The 19,048-nt window shown below is 67.6% G+C and carries 12 protein-coding genes; 9 read left to right on the forward strand and 3 right to left on the reverse strand.

Annotation, left to right across the window (positions count from 1 at the left end; translation table 11 throughout):
• The 8 genes from GORHZ_RS12305 to GORHZ_RS12340 form a co-directional block, all read left to right on the forward strand.
• Positions 1 to 1,324, forward strand: a 1,324-nt coding sequence (locus GORHZ_RS12305; RefSeq protein WP_006333383.1) for an alpha/beta hydrolase-fold protein, incomplete at its 5' end; no start/stop codon positions are given.
• A 226-nt stretch (positions 1,325 to 1,550) separates the two neighbouring features.
• On the forward strand, positions 1,551 to 2,126 hold the full coding sequence (locus tag GORHZ_RS12310) for a DUF732 domain-containing protein (RefSeq protein WP_040531625.1): 576 nt from the start codon (positions 1,551 to 1,553) through the stop codon (positions 2,124 to 2,126).
• 2 nt (positions 2,127 to 2,128) lie between these two features.
• Positions 2,129 to 3,124: a cutinase family protein gene (locus tag GORHZ_RS12315; protein WP_040531622.1), complete on the forward strand. Its 996-nt coding sequence runs from the start codon at positions 2,129 to 2,131 to the stop codon at positions 3,122 to 3,124.
• Between the two features lie 128 nt (positions 3,125 to 3,252).
• Positions 3,253 to 4,239 carry an LLM class F420-dependent oxidoreductase gene (locus tag GORHZ_RS12320; RefSeq protein ID WP_006333389.1) on the forward strand — a complete coding sequence of 329 codons (987 nt, stop codon included), beginning with the start codon at positions 3,253 to 3,255 and terminating at the stop codon, positions 4,237 to 4,239.
• A 258-nt stretch (positions 4,240 to 4,497) separates the two neighbouring features.
• On the forward strand, positions 4,498 to 6,402 hold the full coding sequence (fadD32, locus tag GORHZ_RS12325) for a long-chain-fatty-acid--AMP ligase FadD32 (protein WP_006333391.1): 1,905 nt from the start codon (positions 4,498 to 4,500) through the stop codon (positions 6,400 to 6,402).
• Positions 6,403 to 6,511: 109 nt separating this feature from the next.
• Positions 6,512 to 7,924 (forward strand): hypothetical protein, encoded by a 1,413-nt coding sequence (locus GORHZ_RS12330; RefSeq protein WP_006333395.1) that lies wholly within the window; start codon positions 6,512 to 6,514, stop codon positions 7,922 to 7,924.
• Between the two features lie 61 nt (positions 7,925 to 7,985).
• Positions 7,986 to 13,331: a polyketide synthase Pks13 gene (gene pks13 / locus GORHZ_RS12335; protein ID WP_006333404.1), complete on the forward strand. Its 5,346-nt coding sequence runs from the start codon at positions 7,986 to 7,988 to the stop codon at positions 13,329 to 13,331.
• A gap of 25 nt (positions 13,332 to 13,356) precedes the next feature.
• Entirely contained in the window at positions 13,357 to 14,907 is a 1,551-nt protein-coding gene (locus GORHZ_RS12340; RefSeq protein WP_006333406.1) for an acyl-CoA carboxylase subunit beta, read from the forward strand.
• A gap of 27 nt (positions 14,908 to 14,934) precedes the next feature.
• On the opposite strand, the gene GORHZ_RS12345 is transcribed toward GORHZ_RS12340, so the two are convergent.
• Entirely contained in the window at positions 14,935 to 15,678 is a 744-nt protein-coding gene (locus GORHZ_RS12345) for a VIT1/CCC1 transporter family protein (protein ID WP_006333408.1), read from the reverse strand.
• A gap of 132 nt (positions 15,679 to 15,810) precedes the next feature.
• Here GORHZ_RS12345 and GORHZ_RS12350 point away from each other — a divergent pair, with 132 nt between their 5' ends.
• Positions 15,811 to 16,278, forward strand: coding sequence for a DUF2231 domain-containing protein (locus GORHZ_RS12350; RefSeq protein WP_006333410.1), 468 nt, complete (start codon positions 15,811 to 15,813; stop codon positions 16,276 to 16,278).
• A 6-nt stretch (positions 16,279 to 16,284) separates the two neighbouring features.
• On the opposite strand, the gene GORHZ_RS12355 is transcribed toward GORHZ_RS12350, so the two are convergent.
• A complete protein-coding gene (locus GORHZ_RS12355) occupies positions 16,285 to 17,211 on the reverse strand; it encodes an oxygenase MpaB family protein (RefSeq protein ID WP_006333411.1) in 927 nt (308 codons plus the stop codon).
• Positions 17,212 to 17,302: 91 nt separating this feature from the next.
• On the reverse strand, positions 17,303 to 19,048 hold a 1,746-nt coding region (locus tag GORHZ_RS12360), incomplete at its 5' end, for an arabinosyltransferase C-terminal domain-containing protein (RefSeq protein ID WP_006333412.1).

Here is a 19,048-nt window from a genome sequence, read left to right on the forward strand (position 1 = left end):
ACCCGCACCCGCGGCGCCCGAGTCGGCGGCGCCCGAGTCGGCGGCGCCTGCCCCGGAGCCCAAGGCGCCCTACATCTCACCGACGGCCAATCAGCCGGTTCGCGTGACCAAGACGTTCTGGTACGGCGACCGTCGGGTGGCGCTCTGGGTGTTCTCGCCCGCGATGAACGCCACCATCCAGGTGCAGATGCTGCTGGCCCGTGACTGGTGGGCCAAACCCAAGGCCAAGTTCCCCCAGATGCTCACCCTCGACGGCCTGCGGGCCCAGGAGGATCAGAGCGGGTGGATCATCAACACGAACATCGAAGACTTCTACCGCGACAAGAACGTCAACATCGTGCTCCCGGTCGGTGGTGAGTCGAGTTTCTACACCGACTGGCGTGAACCCGACAAGAACAAGCTGTATCGCTGGGAGACCTTCCTGATGAAGGAGCTCCCGCCGATCCTGGAGGGCCAGTGGCGCTCCACCGACGTGCGCGGCATCCAGGGCCTGTCGATGGGCGGATCGGCGGCGATGATGCTCGCCGCCCGCAACCCCGGCTTCTTCAAGTACGCGGCGTCCTTCTCGGGCATCCTGCAGCTGACCTCCTACGGGATGCCGCAGGCGATCCAGTTCGCCCTGCGCGACGGTGGCGGATACGACTCTATGAAGATGTTCGGGCCACCCAGCGATCCAGCGTGGAAGGAACATGACCCCTACGTCCTCGCCGACAAGCTGCGGGGCACGAGCCTGTACATCTCCTCGGGCAACGGCATGGTCGGTGCCCACGACAAACCGTCCGACATCCCGATGCTGGCCACCAACTACTCCGGTGTGGGACTCGAGGTCCTCAGCAGGGTGACGTCGCAGCAGTTCGCCATCAAGCTCAACCAACTCGGCATCCCCGGGCAGGCCGTCTACCGGCCGTCGGGCACCCACACGTGGCCCTACTGGCAGTTCGAGATGCAGCAGTCGTGGCCGCAGGCCCAGGGTGCGCTGGGTCTGCTCGGCGACCACCCGTCCTGCCGCGTCGGTGGCGCCTTCAAGAAGGTCTACAACGCGAACCGCGAGATGCTCGGCGAATGCCTGACGCCGGTCTACGCGGTGCCCGGCGGGAAGGCCCAGGACTTCCGCGGGGCCCGCATCATCACCGGGCCGAAGGGACCGAAGATCGTCGGCGGCGGCATCGGCGGGGCCTACGTCGAGGCCGGCGGATCGGGTGGCAAACTCGGTCTGCCGACGACCGACGAACTCCCGACCGCCGACGGCAAGGGCCGGTTCAACGCCTTCCAGCGCGGCAAGATCGTCTGGACCGCGAAGGACGGCGCGCGTGTCACCAAGTAGGCCCGGCGAGCGGAGTCAGCTGAGCGTTGGGGACCCTCAGGCCTGAAACTTCGCTGAGGAATCACGGCGTTTCCGCAGGTCGGGCGGGTCGTTGGGTCAGGAACGCCCCGGTGACCGGGTAGCCTGGCGCCAAGCGGGTCGCCGAGAGGCGAGCCGTGTGCATCAGGGTGAGAGCCGGTGCGGTCGTTGCAGGTCAACGACCCGCCGGCGCGACGAGGAAGTGACGATGATCAGTAAGTTTCTGCAACTCGCGATGGTCGCGGCGGGGGCCGCGCTGGCGCTGGGTTCGGTGACGGCCTGCTCCGACGACGCCACGGCCACCGCGCCGATCACCAGCAACCCGGTCACCACCACCTCGATGTACTCGACCCAGCCCAGCTCCGCCGCGAAGTCCCCCGCGATGACGGCCTCGGGGGACCCGCAGTCGGTCACCACCGAAACCGAGACCGGATCTGCCACCGGGTCCCGGGCGACCGGTTCCGCGCTGCCGGCCACCGCACCCAACCCGAGCACTGGCGTGCCGTCGAGCTTCCCGGGGCCGGGGGGCCAGGAGATCGACGCGAAGGGGCAGGCCTACCTGGCCGCGCTCAAACGGCAGAACGTGACCTTCATGGGTGACACCGACAACTCGGTCGCGCTCACCATGGCCGAATACGTGTGCAGCGAGCGACGCAAGGGCACCGACCCGGTGACGGTCCGGGCCTTTGTGACGGCCTCCGTCGGCCCCGGCACGAACAACGTCGCCGAGGCAAACGCCAAGGCCGACAAGGTGATCAAAGCCGCCGACACCTACTACTGCTGACGGTGGGGGCACGTAGGGCATCGCGCCGCAAGCGCCGGTTGCCGAAATTCCTGTTATTCCTCGCACTGCTCGCGGTCGGGGCGATCATCCTCGTCGTGGTCCTTGTGATCACGTTGCTGAAGCCGGGTCCGCCGCCCATCTCCCGGCCACCGGAATCCTCGACGACCGAGCCGAGTAGACGACCCGAGGCGCAGTCCGCGGACTGTCCGGACGTGTTGACCCTGGTGATCCCGGGCACCTGGGAGTCCTCCGCCGACGACGACCCGTACCATCCCACGGCCAACCCCCAGTCGCTGATGCTGCGGGTGTCGAGCGCGCTCGCCGACGAGTTCCCGACGTCGCGCACCAGCGTCTACACCGTGCCCTACGTCGCGCAGTTCCGGAATCCGACAAATCTCACCGACACTCAGCGTGACTACAACTACTCGCGCACCCAGGGCTACAAACGCGCCGCGGGCGAGATCATCAGCACCAACAAGAAGTGTCCGCTCACCCGCTACGTGATCATGGGCTTCTCGCAGGGCGCGGTGATCGCCGGCGATCTCGCCAGCAACATCGGCAACGGTCGCGGCGTGCTCGATCCATCGGATGTCGACCTCGTGCTCGGCGTCGGCCTGATCGCCGACGGACGGCGCGAACCCGGTGAACAGAACGACATCGGTCCCTCGCCGAGCGGAGTCGGCGCCGAGATCGCACTGTCCGGTATCAGTGGTCTCGTCCCCGGGATCACCATGACGGGACCGCGCAACGGCGGCTTCGGCGAACTCTCCGACCGGGTCCAATCCATCTGCGCCCCGGGGGATCTGATTTGCGACGCCCCGACGATCGCGAACCCCGTGGCCGCCGTCGGGCAACTCGCGGGCGCGATCGACAATCCCGTGCACGCCCTGTACGCGACCCCGCGCTACTGGTCCTTCGACGGCTCCACCGCGACGGAGTGGATGTACGGCTGGGCGAGCAGCGTGATCGACAACGCCCCCCGGCCCGAGCACTACTAGGCGCTGTGACCTCGGTATCGCGGTCACCGATTCGTTTGGGGGGTGCCCACGTGCTGCATTACCGTGTTCTCGATCGGCACCCGACCCCAAGTGATCGCGCGGACCCGCGCATGAGGAGACAAAGCAGTATGAGCGAGCCCGGGAACCTTCGAAAGTTCCGGTTCGGCGCCGGCGGTGAAGGCAACAAGGACGAGGGCGGCGCACGGAAGTTCGTCAAGCTCGCGCAGACCGCCGAGGAGTACGGCTACGACACCTTCGCCGTCCCCGATCACCTCGGCAACCAGGTCGGTCCTCTTGCGGCGCTCGGTGCGCTGACCCAGGCCACCTCCACCATCCGGCTGGCCACCTCGGTGCTGGCCAACGGATGGCGGCACCCGGCGATCCTGGCCAAGGAGGCCACCACCATCGACGTGCTGTCCAAGGGACGGCTCGAACTGGGCATCGGCGCCGGCTGGATGAAGGAGGAGTTCGACAAGGCCGGGATCGAGTTCGAGTCCCCCGGGGTCCGGATCAGGCGACTCGACGAGTCGCTGACCATCCTCGACGGGCTGATGCGGGGCGAAACCGTGGACTTCGAGGGTGAGTTCTACACGATCCGGGGCCTCGAGGGCAGCCCGCGGCCCCGGCAGGGACCGCGACCGCCGATCGCCGTCGGCGGCGGCGGACCGAAGATGCTGGCGCTCGCGGCCAAACACGCCGACATCATCTCGGTGGCGCCGGGGACCACGCCCGACGGCAAGATGAAACTGTCGGACATGACGCTGGGCAAGACGGCCGAGCGCGTCGACCGCATCCGCGAGGTAGCCGGTGACCGATTCGCCGACATCGAGCTGAACTGGACGATCGCCGTGATCGTGATCACCGACGACCGCGAGGCCACCGCCGACATGGCGCTGAAGGCACTCGCCCAGGGCTACCCGCCGAACATCGCCCAGGACACCGAGTTCACCGTCGACGACGTGCTGTCGTCGCCCTACATCGCGATCGGCAGCTTCGACGAGATCGCCGAGCAGATCCGTAACGTACGCCGCCGGACATCGATGTCCTACGTGGGTGTGTTCCCGACACAGATGGATGCGTTCGCACCTGTGATCCAGCTGCTCAAGGGGGAGTAGGATTGCCGACGGTCTGACGGACGACGACGAGGTGAGAGGGTATCGGGCGCCGGCGGGGCGATCCCCTGTCCGAGATGCACCAGCGCTCAGATCGTCATTCACGATCATGCGCATTTATGGCAGGGATTGAGTTTGGGCTACCGTGACCGCGGTAGGACGAGAGACGTGGACGCAGGTGGCCGTGGGCAGTTCGGGGAGTGCCCTCCGGCCGGGGGAGGCTGGAAGCCGCCGTCCGCGTGGGGCCACAGGAGTATTGGGATGTTGAACACAGAATTCGAGCAGTTCCTCGATGAGAACGGACAGTTGCACTTCACCGAGGACGCGACTCTCGTCGACTATGTCGAGCAGAACGTCCGCGAGCAGGCGGACACCCTCGCGTACCGCTTCATCGACTACAGCCGCGAACGCAACGGCGAGGCCCAGGATCTGACCTGGGCGCAGTTCGGTAAGCGGCTGCGTGCTGTCGCGGCCCGGCTACAGCAGGTCACCAAGCCAGGTGATCGCGTCGCTATCCTCGCCCCGCAGTCACTGGAGTACGTGATCGGCTTCTTCTCCGCGCTCTACGCGAGCACCGTCGCCGTCCCGCTGTTCTCGCCCGACGAGCCCGGCCACACCGATCGTCTGCACGCCGTCCTCGGCGACTGCACCCCGACCGCGATCCTGACCTCCACCAAGTCCGCCGAAGCGGTCCGCGACTTCTTCAAGCCGTTGCCGGCCAAAGAACGTCCCCGCGTCATCGCGGTCGACGCGGTTCCCGATTCGGTCGGCTCCGGCTGGGTGGCCCCGGTCGCGGGTAAGGACCACAACAAGGACACGGTCGCCTACCTGCAGTACACCTCCGGCTCCACCCGGATTCCGGCCGGTGTCGAGATCACCTATCAGGCCGTCGCCGCCAACGTGTTGCAGATCTACGACACCATCGAGATCGACCGCAACGCGCGTGGTGTCACCTGGCTGCCGATGTTCCACGACATGGGACTGCTGACCGTCATCCTGCCGGCGCTCGGGGGCCGCTACATCACGATCATGAGTCCGCAGGCCTTCGTCCGTCGTCCGGGACGCTGGATCCGGGAACTCGCCGCCTCGGCCGACGGCGCGGAGACCTACGCGGCGGCGCCGAACTTCGCGTTTGAGCACGCCGCGGTGCGTGGACTGCCGAAGGAAGGCGAGAGCCTCGACCTCTCCAACGTCATCGGGCTCATCAACGGCTCCGAACCCGTCACGGTCAGCTCGATGAAGAAGTTCAACGAGGCCTTTGCGCCCTACGGGCTGCCCAAGACGGCGATCAAGCCCTGCTACGGCATGGCCGAGGCCACCCTGTTCGTCTCGGCGACGCAGCGCGAGAATGAGGCGAAGATCATCTACGTCGACCGCGACGAGCTCAACGCCGGGCAGTTCGTGGTCGTCGACCAGCACGCCCCGAACGCCGTGGCGCAGGTGTCGTGCGGTCAGGTCGCGCTGAGCCAATGGGCGGCCATCGTCGATCCGGAGACCGCGACCGAGATGCCCGACGGCCAGGTCGGCGAGATCTGGCTGCACGGACTCAACATCGGTGCGGGCTACTGGAACAAGCCCCAAGAGACCGAGGAGACCTTCCACAACAAGATCACCCACCCGCTGCCCGAGGGCAGCCACACCGAGGGCGCCTCCGCCGACGCGACGTGGATGCGGACCGGTGACTTCGGTGTGTGGCTCGACGGTGAGCTCTACATCACCGGCCGCGTGAAGGACCTCGTCATCGTCGACGGCCGCAACCACTACCCGCAGGATCTCGAGTACAGCGCGCAGGAGGCCAGCGCGAGTCTGCGTCCGGGTTTCGTCGCCGCGTTCTCGGTGCCGGCCAACCAGCTGCCGCCCGAGGTGTTCGCCCAGACCACCAGCGGCCTGTCGTTCGACCCCGACGACGCCTCCGAACAACTCGTCATCGTGGCCGAACGCGGGCCGGGTAAGCGCAACGACCCGCAGGAGATCGCCGACACCGTCCGCGCCGCCGTCGCGCAGCGTCACGGCGTCATGGCCCGCGACATCCTGCTCGTTCCCGCCGGATCGATCCCGCGTACCTCGAGCGGCAAGATCGCCCGGCGCGCGACCCGCACCGCCTACATCGACGGCAGCCTGCGCGGCGGCTACAAGCAGACTGCGTTCCCCGACGCGGCGCACTGACGCCCACCCGACCGGCCCGGCCCGGGTCCCAAACCCGGGGCCGCGGGCGGGGGTCGGCGAGTAGGATCGGGTGTCCCGGATCACCGCAGAGTTCGCTCGGAGGCCGACCATGGCGAACCGATCGCTGATTACCGACTACCTCGTCGTGGGTGCCGGGGCGATGGGTATGGCGTTCACCGATGCCCTCATCGATCACGCCGACGTGCATGTCACCCTCGTCGATCGTCGGCTCGCCGCCGGCGGGCACTGGCTCGACGCGTACCCGTTCGTACAGTTGCATCAGGCGTCGGTGTTCTACGGAGTCGCGTCGACCGTGCTCGGCGACGGCACGGTGCAACAGACGGGGCCCGAGGCGGGCCTGCAGGAGCGGGCCCGGCAGTCGGCGATCGAGGCCTACTACGACGACATCGCGCACCGACGCTTCCTCGGCTCCGGTCAGGTGACCATGCTGACCGGCAGCGAGCACCGCACCGAGGGTGCGGCCGAACTGGTCACCTCGCTGGTGTCGGGGGAGACCGTGGAGATCGACGTGCGGCGGCGGGTCGTCGACGCCACCTATCTGTCCCCGACGATCCCGGCGACGACCCCACCGCCGTTCGCGGTCGCCGACGGTGTCCCGGTCATCCCCGTCAACGACCTCGCCCGCCTCGGCGCGGCACCGGCGGGATTCGTCGTCGTGGGCTCCGGTAAGACGGCCACCGACGCGATCATCTGGCTGATCGTCAACGGGGTCGAGCCCGACCGCATCGTCTGGGTGCGTCCACGTGATCCCTGGATGCTCAACCGTGCCGTGGTGCAGCCCGATCCCGAGGTGGCCCTCGGGATGGTCGGCGACGTCATGGCCGCGGCCACCGAGGCCGAATCGCTCGACGACCTGTTCCTGCGGTTGGAGGCGGCCGGGGTGATGCTGCGGATCGACCCCGATGTGCTTCCGACGATGGCGAAGACCCCCACCCTCGCCGCGTGGGAACTGGACATCCTGCGCACCGTGGAGAACGTCGTCCGACTCGGTCACATCGAGCGCGTGACCGATCGTGAGATCGTCTGCGAGGCCGGGTCGGTTCCGCTGCGTCCGGGATCGTTGGTGGTCCACTGCGCTGCCTCGGGGCTGCAGTACCCGCCGATGGTGCCGGTCTGGGCGCCCGACCGGATACGGCTGCAGAGCATCCGGGCCGGGTTCCCGTGCTTCTGCGCCGCACTGGCAGGCTATGTCGAGGCCACCCGCGACGACGACCGCGAACGCAACCGGTTGTGTCCGCCCAACGCCTTCTCCGACACGCTCGCGGGCTGGGCCCGGATGATGGTGCGGGGGACCCTCGCCACGCGTGCTTTCGGGGCCGAACCCGACATCGCGGCGTGGGCGAACGAGTGCGCCCTCAACCCGGCACGCATCCGGGAGATCGAACGTGACGCCCCGCACGTCCGGGCGGCCGCTGAGCGTGTCGCCACATTTGTGGACAAAGGGCTGGTCAGCATGGCCGGCATGTGCGGTGAACCGCTCCCGGCCGGGGCCGGGGGATGACGCCGCGCGCAATAACACCCGGGCGGTCCGACCGCCACTCGAGAACAGTAGTCTGAAGCCGATGTCTGAACTGAATACGAACGAGTCAGCAAACGCCGCGCCCGGCGGCGATCCCGTCGACGACGGTGTGAATGCCGACGGCGGCCACGAGGGGACGGCCGGCGAGACCGCCGGCGACCTCACCGTCGCCGAACTGCGGGACTGGCTTCGTGGCTGGGTGTCCACGGCGACCGGGATCCCGGCCGACCAGATCTCCGACGACCGTCCGATGGAGGAGTTCGGCCTGTCCTCGCGCGACGCGGTGGCGCTGGCTGCCGACGTCGAGGACAAGACCGGCGTCGTGCTCACCGCGACCGCGGCCTACAACCACCCGACGATCGCGATGCTCGCCAAACGCATCATCGAAGGCGATCCCGACGAGGGCCTCGACGACGGATCCGACACGTTCTGGCAGCGTGACCGCAGCGCCGACGACGACATTGCTATCGTCGGTCTGGCCACTCGCTTCCCGAAGGCCGGTGCCACCCCCGAATCGACGTGGGAGGCGCTGATCGGCCGCGTCGACGGCATCAGTGACCTGCCCGCCGACCGTTGGACCGAGTTCAAGGCCGACCCGCGGCTCGCCGAGATCCTGGCATCGTCGAACGTGCGTGGTGGCTATCTCGACGACGTCAAGACCTTCGACGCGGACTTTTTCCAGATGAGTCCGCGTGAGGTCGAGATGGTCGACCCGCAGCAGCGGCTCGCCCTGGAACTCACCTGGGAGGCGCTCGAGCACGCTCACCTCCCGGCCAGTGACCTCAAGGGCACCTCGGTCGGTGTGTTCATCGGCACCTCGACCAACGACTACCAGCTGCTGGCGACGCTCGGTCTCGGCGAGGGAGCCGAGGACACCGCCGCCTACGCGCTCACCGGCACCTCGACGTCGATCGTCGCCAACCGCGTCTCCTATTTCTTCGACTTCCACGGCCCGTCGGTGGCGATCGACACCGCGTGCTCGTCGTCGCTGGTCGCCGTGCACCAGGCGGTGCGCAGCCTGCGCACCGGGGAGAGCTCGGTGGCGCTGGCCGGTGGCGTGAACATGCTGATCACCCCGGCCGCGACGCTGGGCTTCGACCGGATCGGCGCGCAGGCCAAGGACGGTCACATCAAGGCGTTCTCCGCCGACGCCGACGGCATGATCCGCGCCGAGGGCGGCGGTCTGGTCGTGCTCAAGCGGATGGCCGACGCCCGTCGCGACGGTGATCGGGTGCTCGCGGTGATCGCCGGATCGGCGGTCAACTCCGACGGCCGGTCGAACGGTCTGCCCGCGCCGAACCCGGAGGCACAGGTGGAGGTGCTGCGCAGCGCCTACACCGACGCCGCGATCGACCCGCGCGCGGTCGACTATGTCGAGGCACACGGAACCGGCACCATCCTCGGCGACCCCATCGAGGCCGACGCCCTGGGCCGCGTGGTCGGCCGGGGGCGTGCCGCCGACGCGCCGATGCTGCTCGGCTCGGTGAAGACCAACTTCGGTCACATGGAGTCCGCGGCCGGTGCGGGGGCGCTGGCCAAGGTCGTCCTGGCGATGCAGCACGACACCATCCCCGCGTCGCTCAACTACACGGGCCCCAACCCCTACATCCAGTTCGACGCCACGAATCTGAAGGTCGTCCCCGAGGCCACCGACTGGCCGCGCTACTCGGGGCACGCGATCGCCGGCGTCTCGGGCTTCGGCTTCGGCGGCACCAACGCCCACGTCGTCGTGCGCGAGGTCCTGCCCAGCGACTTGGACCCCACCCTCTCCGCTGGTCGGAAGGCGGCTCTTTCTGATGGTCTAGTACCGGCGACGGAGGAGCCGCGTATCGAGACCGCTGCTCGTGGGCTCGACGAATCCGACCTCGACGACTACGACGACGACGAATACCTCACCGAGGCCGAACGCGCCATCCTGGCCACCCAGGCAAAACAGGACGAGGCGGCCACAGAAGAGACCGCGACCGACCCCGCCGAAGGCTTCGCGCCGTGCGCGGTCGAGGGCTCGGTGGTGCCGCTGGTGATCTCCGGCTTCCTCCCGTCGCGACGACGCAAGGCCGCCGAGGACCTGCTGGCGTGGCTGGAATCGGATGCCGGTCGCGCGACCCCGCTCGCCGACATCGGCCGCTCCCTGGCCCACCGCAACCATGGCCGGTCCCGGGCCGTGGTGATGGCGCGCACCCATGACGACGCGATCACCGGTGTCCGTGCCGTCGCCGAGGGCAAGAACAATCCGCTGGTCTACTCGGTGGATTCACCCGACGCCGCCTCGGCGGTCTGGCTGCTGTCCGGCTTCGGGTCACAGCACCGCAAGATGGCCAAGCAGCTCTACACCGAGAACCCGGTGTTCGCGAAGTACGTCGACCGCGTCGACGAGTACGTGCAGAACGAACTCGGCTACTCGATCGCGGAGATGTTCCTCGACGACGAGCAGACCTACGGTGTGGAGACCGCCCAGGTCGGCATTTACACCATTCAGGTGGCGCTCGCCGAGCTGCTGCGTCACCACGGTGCCGAACCCGGTGTGCTGGTGCCGCACTCGATGGGTGAGGCGTCGGCCGCCTATATCAGCGGCGGCTTGTCGCTGGAGGACGCGACCCGGGTCATCTGTCAGCGGTCGCGTCTGCTGAGCGAGGGTGAAGCGACGCTGTCCGGCGACGACATCCGGCTGATGGCACTTGTCGAGTACAGCGCCGATGACATCAACGACGTCCTGGTCGACTACCCCGACCTGGAGATCTGTGTCTACGCGGCTCCCAGCCACACGGTGATCGGTGGTCCGGAGGCGCAGGTCGACGCCATCGTCGCGCGCGCCGAGGCGGAGGGCAAGCTCGGTCGCAAACTGCAGACCAAGGGTGCCAGCCACACGTCGCAGGTCGATCCGCTGCTCGGTGAATTGGCATACGAGCTCACCGGCATCGAGCCGCAGAAGCTCGACTACGGCATCTACAGCTCGATCGACCGGGAGGTGTTCTATCGGTCGAAGCACGAGCCGATACACACCATCGAGTACTTCACCAAGGGACTGCGGCACAGCGTCTGGTTCAGTCAGGCCGTCACAAAGACCGTGGAGAACGGTCATCGCACCTTCTTGGAGCTCGCCCCGAACCCGGCCGTGCTCATCTCGGTTGCCGCGGTCACCTTCTCGGCGGGTCTGCATGACGCCGAGCTGATCGAGACGTTGCGCCGCAAGGAGGACGAGAGCTTCGGTCTGGTCAACGCGCTGATGAAGCTCTATGTGCACGGACACCCGGTGAACGTCGGATCGTTGTTCGGTGCCGGTGATTTCGGGGATGTACCGCGCACCCGCTTCGAGCGCAAGGAGTTCTGGCTCAAGGCGCAGGTGTCCTCGGGCGGGTCGTCGGCCTCGGTGCCCGGCTCGCATGTCGCGCTGCCCGACGGCCGACACGCCTGGGAGGTCAACGCATCCGCGGTGACCGACCCGCGTCAGCTCGTGCGCGCCGCGGCGGCCCAGGTGATGGCCGAGGCCACCGTCGGTGCCGCGGTGGCGCACGGAGAGTTCCCGTCGTCGGGGACGGTGACCACCACGCTGACCCCACACCCGGGTGGCGCGTCGGTGACCGTACATGCCAAACAGGACAGGGACTTCCGGCTGCTGTTCGAGGCGTCGGTGGCCGGGGGTATCGCGCCCGCGGCGGCCGAGTCGACGCCCGCCACCGAAACCGAGACGTCGGCGGCCGCGGTGTTCGCCGACGATCGGGTGATCACCGAGGACGAGGTCATCGACGACATCGGCAACAGGTGGGACCCGGAATCCGGTGAGTCCGTGGAGGATCGACTCGCCGTCATCGTCGGTGAATCGATGGGCTACGACCCGCAGGACCTCCCGCGGGAGATCCCGCTGATCGAGCTCGGCCTCGACTCGCTGATGGCGGTGCGCATCAAGAACCGGGTCGAGTTCGAGTTCGACATCCCGCAACTGCAGCTGCAGGCGATGAGGCAGGCCAATCTCGCCGACGTCGTCAAGTTCGTCACCTACGCGGTCGAGCACCGCGACCAGCTCGACGATCTGGCCGAACAGGCCGCCGGGGGAGGGGAACTCGACACCGCCGCGCTGAACGCTTTCATCGACGAGCAGAACGCCAAGGAGACCGAGTCTCCGGAATCCGCGGACGCCCCAACCGATGGTCGAGTAGCGACGAGCGCCAGTGAGGAGCGTATCGAGACCACTCCCGCCGAGACCACGCCCGCCCCCGCCGACACCACCCCGGAAACGGTGACCGACCTCTCCGACCAGGCCGCCGTCGCCGAGGCCACCGGCGCCGACGTCCCGCCCCGAGATGCCGCCGAACGCCTCACCTTCGGCGTCTACGCGGTGGTGACGAAGAAGTCGGCCGGCGGTGTCTTCAACAAGCTGCCGGTTCTCGAAGAAGAAGTCGCCAAGGATCTGACCGACCGGCTCAACGAGCGCACCGGCGGCGACATCGATGTCGAGGACATCCTCGACTCCGAGAGCATCGAGGAGATGTCGAACTATGTTCGCGAGTTCCTCGACTCCGGCGCCCACACCGACGGATTCCTCCGGTATCTGCGGCTGATCGACGGCAAGAAGACCTATGACACGGCTGCGGGAGATCGGGTCCCGGCGTTGCTGTTCCACCCGGCCGGCGGCAACACGTCGGCATACGAGGCGCTGCTCAAGCGCCTTCCCGACGATCAGCCGGTGATCGGTTTCGACCGCGTCGAAGGCACGATCGAAGAGCGTGTGCGCCAATATCTTCCACGTCTGCGTGAGGTGCAGCCGCACGGGCCGTACGTATTGATCGGGTGGTCGCTCGGCGGTGCGTTGGCCTACGGATGCGCGCAGGAACTGAGTTCTGCGGGCGAGGAGGTCGCGTTCGTCGGTCTGATCGACGTCGTCCGGCCGTCCGAACCCGTCGTCGAGACCCCGCAGACCAAGCGAGAGCGGCTCGAACGGTGGCGCGACTTCGCCGTCAAGACCTACGATCTCGACGCCGACGTCCCGATCCCGATGGACCGGCTCGTCGAGGCCGACGACGAGGGGCAGTTCGCGATCATCATGGAGATGATGTCGATGTCGGGCACGAAGATCCCGGGCGGGATCATCGAGCACCAGCGCACCTCCTTCCTCGACAACCGCGCCCTGACGAACATCGAGCCGACTGCCTACGACGGCAAGGTGATCCTGTATCGGGCCGACAAGATGCACGACGGCGCAATCGAGCTCGAGCCGCAGTGGGCCAAGATCGACGAGGACGGACGATGGGGTGAGGTGGTCGACGACCTCGAGATCATCCACATCGGCGGAGACCACCTCTCGATCGTCGACGAGCCGTACATCGCCCGGATCGGTGCCGACCTCACCCGGCGTATCGCCGAGGTCGACACGAAGGCGCAGAGCCGATGACGAGCAGCAGAAAGTGTGAACAACCGTGACCCAGACCACAGCCGACAAGCTCGCGGATCTTCGCGAGAAGCTTGTCGCGGCAGCCGAACCCGGCGGCGAGAAAGCCGTCGCGAAGCGGGCCGCGAAGGGTATCTGCAGCCCGCGTGATCGCCTGGCGATGCTGTTCGATCCCGGGACCTTCGTCGAGCTCGGCGCGTTGGCCAAGATGCCGGGTGCAGCGCATTCGGGTTACGGCGACGGTGTCGTCACCGGACACGGTCTCGTGCACGGCCGTCCCGTTGCGGCCTTCTCCCACGACCAGACCGTCTTCGGTGGCACCGTGGGAGAGATGTTCGGCCGCAAGGTGTCCGCACTGATGGAGTGGGCCGGGAAGATCGGTTGCCCGATGGTGGGCATCAACGATTCCGCCGGCGCCCGTATCCAGGACGCGGTCACGTCACTGGCCTGGTATGCCGAGATGGGCCGACGCAACCTGTTGCTGTCGGGGCTCGCGCCGCAGGTGTCGGTGATCCTCGGGAAGTGCGCGGGCGGGGCGGTTTACACGCCCGCCAACACCGACATCCTCGTCGCCGTCGAGGACAAGAGCTACATGTTCGTGACCGGACCTGACGTGCTCAAACAGGTCAATGGCGAGGATATCTCGGCCGAGGACCTCGGCAGCGCCCACAACCAGGCTCGTTGGGGGAACATCCACCACGTCGCTCCCGACGAGAAGACCGCCTTCGAGTGGGTCCGTGAGTACCTGCAGTACATGCCGTCAAGCGCCTATGAACAGCCGCCGGTCATCAATCCGGGTCTGGAGCCCGAGATCACCGAGTCGGACCTGTCGCTCAACGACTTCATGCCCGACAACGACAACGCCGGCTACGACATGCACGACATCATCATCAAGCTGTTCGACGACGGCGCCTTCCACGAGGTCGGGGAATTGTTCGCGCCGAACATCCTCACCGGTTACGCGCGGGTCGACGGCCGCTCGGTGGGTGTGGTGGCCAACCAGCCGAACGTGATGTCCGGTGTGCTGGACACGGATTCGTCGGAGAAGGCGACCCGGTTCGTGCGGATCTGCAACGCTTTCGGGATCCCCCTCATCTTCCTGGTGGACACCCCGGGCATCCTGCCGGGGCTGGTCGAGGAACAGAAGGGCACGATCCGGCGGTCCGGCAAGTTCCTGTATGCGTACGTGGAGGCCGACGTCCCAAAGATCACCGTGGTGCTGCGCAAGGCCTACGGCGGCGCGTATGCGGTGATGGGCTGCAAGCAGCTGGGCGCCGACCTCAACTTCGCCTGGCCCACCGCGAAGATCGCGGTGATGGGCGCGGAGTCGGCCGCGGCGGTCCTCACCCGTCGGCAGACCGACGGGATGTCGGCAGCGGAGGCCGACAAGGTGCGCCGGGACTTCATCGACTTCTACAACTCGATGATGGCCACGCCGTACCTGGCCGCCGAGCGCGGTTACATCGATGCGGTCATCGAGCCGGCACAGACCCGGCTGGAGCTGCGGAAGGCGTTGGCGCAGTTGCGGGACAAGACCGAGCTACGCACCCCGCGCAAGCACTACCTGATGCCCATCTGACGGTTCGACGCTCCCCGACACTTCGGATCAGGCCACGGTTTGGCCGACCAGCAGGCCGATGGCATAGGTCACGATCATCGCCAGCGCTCCGCCGATGACCACCCGCAGCATCGGCCGCCGCGGGTCCGAACCGCCGAGCTTCGCGCCGGTGGCGCCCGTGATCGCGAGTGCCGCAACCACGGCGACGAAGGTGACCGGGATGCGCCAGCCCGCCGGGGTCGCCAGGATGGCGATCAGCGGCAGCAGCGCGCCCACGGTGAAGGCGACCGCGGAGGAGAACGCCGCATACCAGGGGTTGGTCAGATCCTCGGGGTCGATGCCGAGTTCGGCGTCGACGTGGGCGCCGAACACGTCGTGTGCGCTGAGTTCCGTCGCCACCTGACACGCGGTCTCACGGGAGAGGCCCTTGGCCTCGTAGATGCCGACGAGTTCCTCGAACTCCGCGTCGGGCTGTTCGGCGAGCTCGCGACGCTCCTTGGCGAGCAAGGCCCTCTCGGTATCCCGTTGCGTGCTCACCGAGACGTACTCGCCGAGCGCCATCGACACGGCCCCGGCAGCGAGACCGGCGACACCGGCGGTGAGGATCGGCCCCCGATCGACCGTCGCCGCGGCCACACCGACGACGATGCCGGCGGTCGAGACGATGCCGTCGTTGGCGCCGAGGACACCGGCGCGCAACCAGTTGAGCCGATTCGCCAGTCCCCCCGGCTCATGAGGCTCACCGGCATGCTGGTGGGGAGCATCCTCGGTGGGCGGTGTTTCTGCGGCCATGCCACAACTCAACCGCCCGATTCGGGCTGTCGCAAGCAAGGTCACCGTTGCCTTACCGCCGTCACTGTTGTGAAGATCACGTCTCGGACCGTCTCAGGGGGCACTAAGCAATTCCGGGATACCGTTCTGCGCATGCAGACCATCAACGGGATTCCTGCCCATCCCTTGTTCGTCCATTTCGTGGTGGTGGCCATTCCGGTCGCCGCAATCCTCGCGATCGTCGTCGTCGCGTGGCCGCGGGCCCGTAACCATCTCGGCATCGCGCCCGCACTCATCGCGCTGGCCGCGCTGGTTGCCGTGCCGCTCACCACCTCGGCCGGCGAATCGCTGCAAAAGGTCTCCGCACCCACCGACACCCTCGAGCGGCATGCGGAACTCGGGGACACGCTGATCTATGCCGCCGGTCCATTGTTCATATTCCTGACCCTGTGGTGGATGTTGTTCAGTCCCCGGGTTCTCGACCGGGTGTCACTGAGTGACGGGACGGTGCGTGCCGGCCGGATGGCTGTCGGGGCGTTGACGATCGTCTTCGCGGTGCTCACGATGGTGCTGGTGGTCCTCATCGGCGATTCGGGCGCCCAGGCGGTCTGGGCCGGGTGACCACCCTCAGAAGACCGGGAGGCCCAGACGTCGCCGAACACGCATGTCGTAGAGGTACCCGCGCAGCAGCCCTCGCATGACCCGGCCCGTTGCGGGATCCATCAGTCTGGCCACCCGCAGCGTCCGGTCGTAGAGCCGCTCGTCCCGGGCGCTCCAGCGCCAGAGCATCATCTCCCGGAACTCCGGCGGAAGTGCGGCGTTGATGAAGTAGTTCATCTGATGACCGATGGTCTTGTGGATCAGCGTGCCCGCCGAACCCATCCGGTAGGACAGGAACGACAGATCCGACAGGTGCTGCAGCAGATCCCGGACCGGTGGATCGATGGTCATCGAGTCGACCTGGGTGTCCCAGTAGTCGAGCAACTCGTCGTAGCTGCCCGGCCACTGGTCCGGCGCCACGTTCAAGGTGGTTCCGAGCCATCGTGAGTCGGCGACGACACGTTCCTTCTCGGCGTCGGTCAGCGGGCCGTAGAGCAGCTCGAACTGGTCGATGAAGTACTTGAGCAGACAGATCGCGACCCACTTCTGCAGGCGGGAATCGTTGCCGCTGTAGCGCACCGGGCTCTGCTCGGTCGAGTAGACCAGGCCGTGGATGCGCTGGAGTTCGCGATGCACGAAGGCGCGGTCCTCGTCGTCGCCGATCAGCGCCACGGCGAGGAACGTCGCGGTGGTCCGGCTCCGTTTGATCGGCCGCTTGACGGCGCTGCCGGAGTCCACCCGGCTCTCCACCACGCCGTGGCCGACCTTCGGGTTCGCCAACTGCATGATCACGTTGGCCCCGGCGATCGTCGGACCGAGCCCGGTGATCAGGTCGCCGGTCCGGCGTACCCGACGCCGCGGACCCCGCCGGTGCACATCCGGGGAGTGGACGTGTTGATAGCGGTCCGCTCCGCGCGGGGTGGGTGCCGCGTCGTTGCGGCTCAGGGCGGTCATCCGATCACTTCCTCGACGTTGAGGATGCTCCAGACGACCAGGCTAGCGCCGCGAAACGGGTATGTCAGTGACTCGCGAATAACCGGACTGATCAGTAACCGCTCGAGCGCATCGGCGCCGGATCGTAGAGGCCGGACCGATGTGCCGTACCGAGATCGAGCTGAGCCGGAGGCGCCGGGGCGATCTCGGTGAACCGCTGCAGTCCACCCCAGTCGCGGCCCCAGTCGTTGCGCAGGTAGGTGGGCAGCAGCGTCGGCGTCAGCATCGCCTCGGTGATACCCAGCGGTCCACCGGCTTTGCCGGACATCCACGTCTGGCTGTTCTTCCGGGTCGCCTCGGCATCGGGCATGATCCGCCACTTGGGCACCTCGAGCACACCGTTGCGCACCTGCATGGGCTGCTGGCAGGGGAACACCAGTCCGGGCAGCCAGTCGATGAACACCGGGTCCGTCTGTCCGACGACGTTGTTCAGCGTGTCCAGCGTCGGGACCCGAGGCGGGGTGATGGCCACCCATTCCGCCGGTGCGCCCGCTGTGTCGCGGACCTCGACGCGGACCACGTCGGCACGCGGGGGTGCATCGGCGAGAGGAAACCGGAGATTCCGCCAGACGGGGACCTCGCCGATATCGATCGGTGACATCGTGCCGACCGGGGTGACGGTGCCGTCGTGCTCCGTCCGGCCGAACCGCACGATCACCTCCTGGCCCGGATGGACCACGCCGATCCCGTCGACGGCCTGCACCGAGCCGGCGACCGCGATCGTGAGCAACGGCCGTGCCGGATCGCGGGACGGGAGCTGATACCAGTCGGTGGTCAGCGAGCCGGTGCCGGTGGGCGCGCCGTAGCTGCCGAGGACCGGGGTGTCGGCCGGGTTCAGGCCGAACGGCAGACGCACCGTCGAGCCGTTCACGCCGATCGCACCGACTCCGCCCTCGGTGCCGCCCTGGGCGGAGTCGGCGCCGGTGGCTTCGTCGGCGCCGGCACCGGTCTGGGCGGTGTTCTGCGCGCTGGTCGTCGACGAATCCTCGGCTTCGGTGGAGTCGATGGACAACTTGTTCGGCACACCGTTGGGGGAGAAGCCCTGCGGGTCCGTCGATCCGGCCAGCGCGGCGGAGATGCTCGGTGCCGGCCGGTCGCCGATCGCTGCGGGCGGCAACAGGCTCTTGTTCGGGTCCGCCTCGACGAGGACATCGTTGGCCAGTGCACACTCGTTGCCGGTCAGGGCACGCATATTGGAGTTGAGCCACGACCAACTGTCGCGCTGCACGTAGGCCGCCTTCGCAAACGACGCCAACATGAACATCACCACGAACACCGAGATCACCGGGAGCGGGGAGAACTTCAGCCGCGACGCCCACCCGGTGCCGCCGCCGGTCCGCGTCTGCTCGTCGACGTAGTCGTCACGGAAGTGGAACCACAGGCCGACCAGGGCGGTGATCACCGCGACCACGAGGATGGCCCAGCCGAGCTTGATGCCAGCGATCGACGGCGGACGGTCCCACCACGGGATGCCGTAGCTGGCCACATACCACCAGCCGTTGGTACCGGCGAAGGAGATCGCGGTGACCGCCAGCACGGCCGCGGCGAAGAAGGTCCGGTTGCGGCGGGACCGCAGGATGGCCGGCGCCATCATCGCTCCCGCCGCCGCGGCCAGACCGCCCGCGATGCCGGCGTACACGCCGAAGTGGTGCGTCCACTTGGTCGGGGTGAACGAGATGAGGAACATCGTCCCCAACGTCACCGCGATCAGCCGCCAGATGGGCGCCCGCGCGACACCGTTGGGGTGTTCGCGACGCAGCAGCCGCAGGAGCACGACGACCAGGCACAGGATCATCAT

Origin of the sequence: Gordonia rhizosphera NBRC 16068 (assembly GCF_000298195.1) — a bacterium.
GTDB lineage: Bacteria > Actinomycetota > Actinomycetes > Mycobacteriales > Mycobacteriaceae > Gordonia > Gordonia rhizosphera.

What these genes read in the sequence shown, in the direction of transcription:
- GORHZ_RS12310 (WP_040531625.1), top strand. Translation starts at nt 1,551, where the DNA reads ATGATCAGTAAGTTTCTGCAACTCGCGATGGTCGCGGCGGGGGCCGCG.
- GORHZ_RS12345 (WP_006333408.1), bottom strand. Translation starts at nt 15,678, where the DNA reads ATGGCCGCAGAAACACCGCCCACCGAGGATGCTCCCCACCAGCATGCC.
- GORHZ_RS12330 (WP_006333395.1), top strand. Translation starts at nt 6,512, where the DNA reads ATGGCGAACCGATCGCTGATTACCGACTACCTCGTCGTGGGTGCCGGG.
- fadD32 (WP_006333391.1), top strand. Translation starts at nt 4,498, where the DNA reads ATGTTGAACACAGAATTCGAGCAGTTCCTCGATGAGAACGGACAGTTG.
- GORHZ_RS12320 (WP_006333389.1), top strand. Translation starts at nt 3,253, where the DNA reads ATGAGCGAGCCCGGGAACCTTCGAAAGTTCCGGTTCGGCGCCGGCGGT.
- pks13 (WP_006333404.1), top strand. Translation starts at nt 7,986, where the DNA reads ATGTCTGAACTGAATACGAACGAGTCAGCAAACGCCGCGCCCGGCGGC.
- GORHZ_RS12355 (WP_006333411.1), bottom strand. Translation starts at nt 17,211, where the DNA reads ATGACCGCCCTGAGCCGCAACGACGCGGCACCCACCCCGCGCGGAGCG.
- GORHZ_RS12350 (WP_006333410.1), top strand. Translation starts at nt 15,811, where the DNA reads ATGCAGACCATCAACGGGATTCCTGCCCATCCCTTGTTCGTCCATTTC.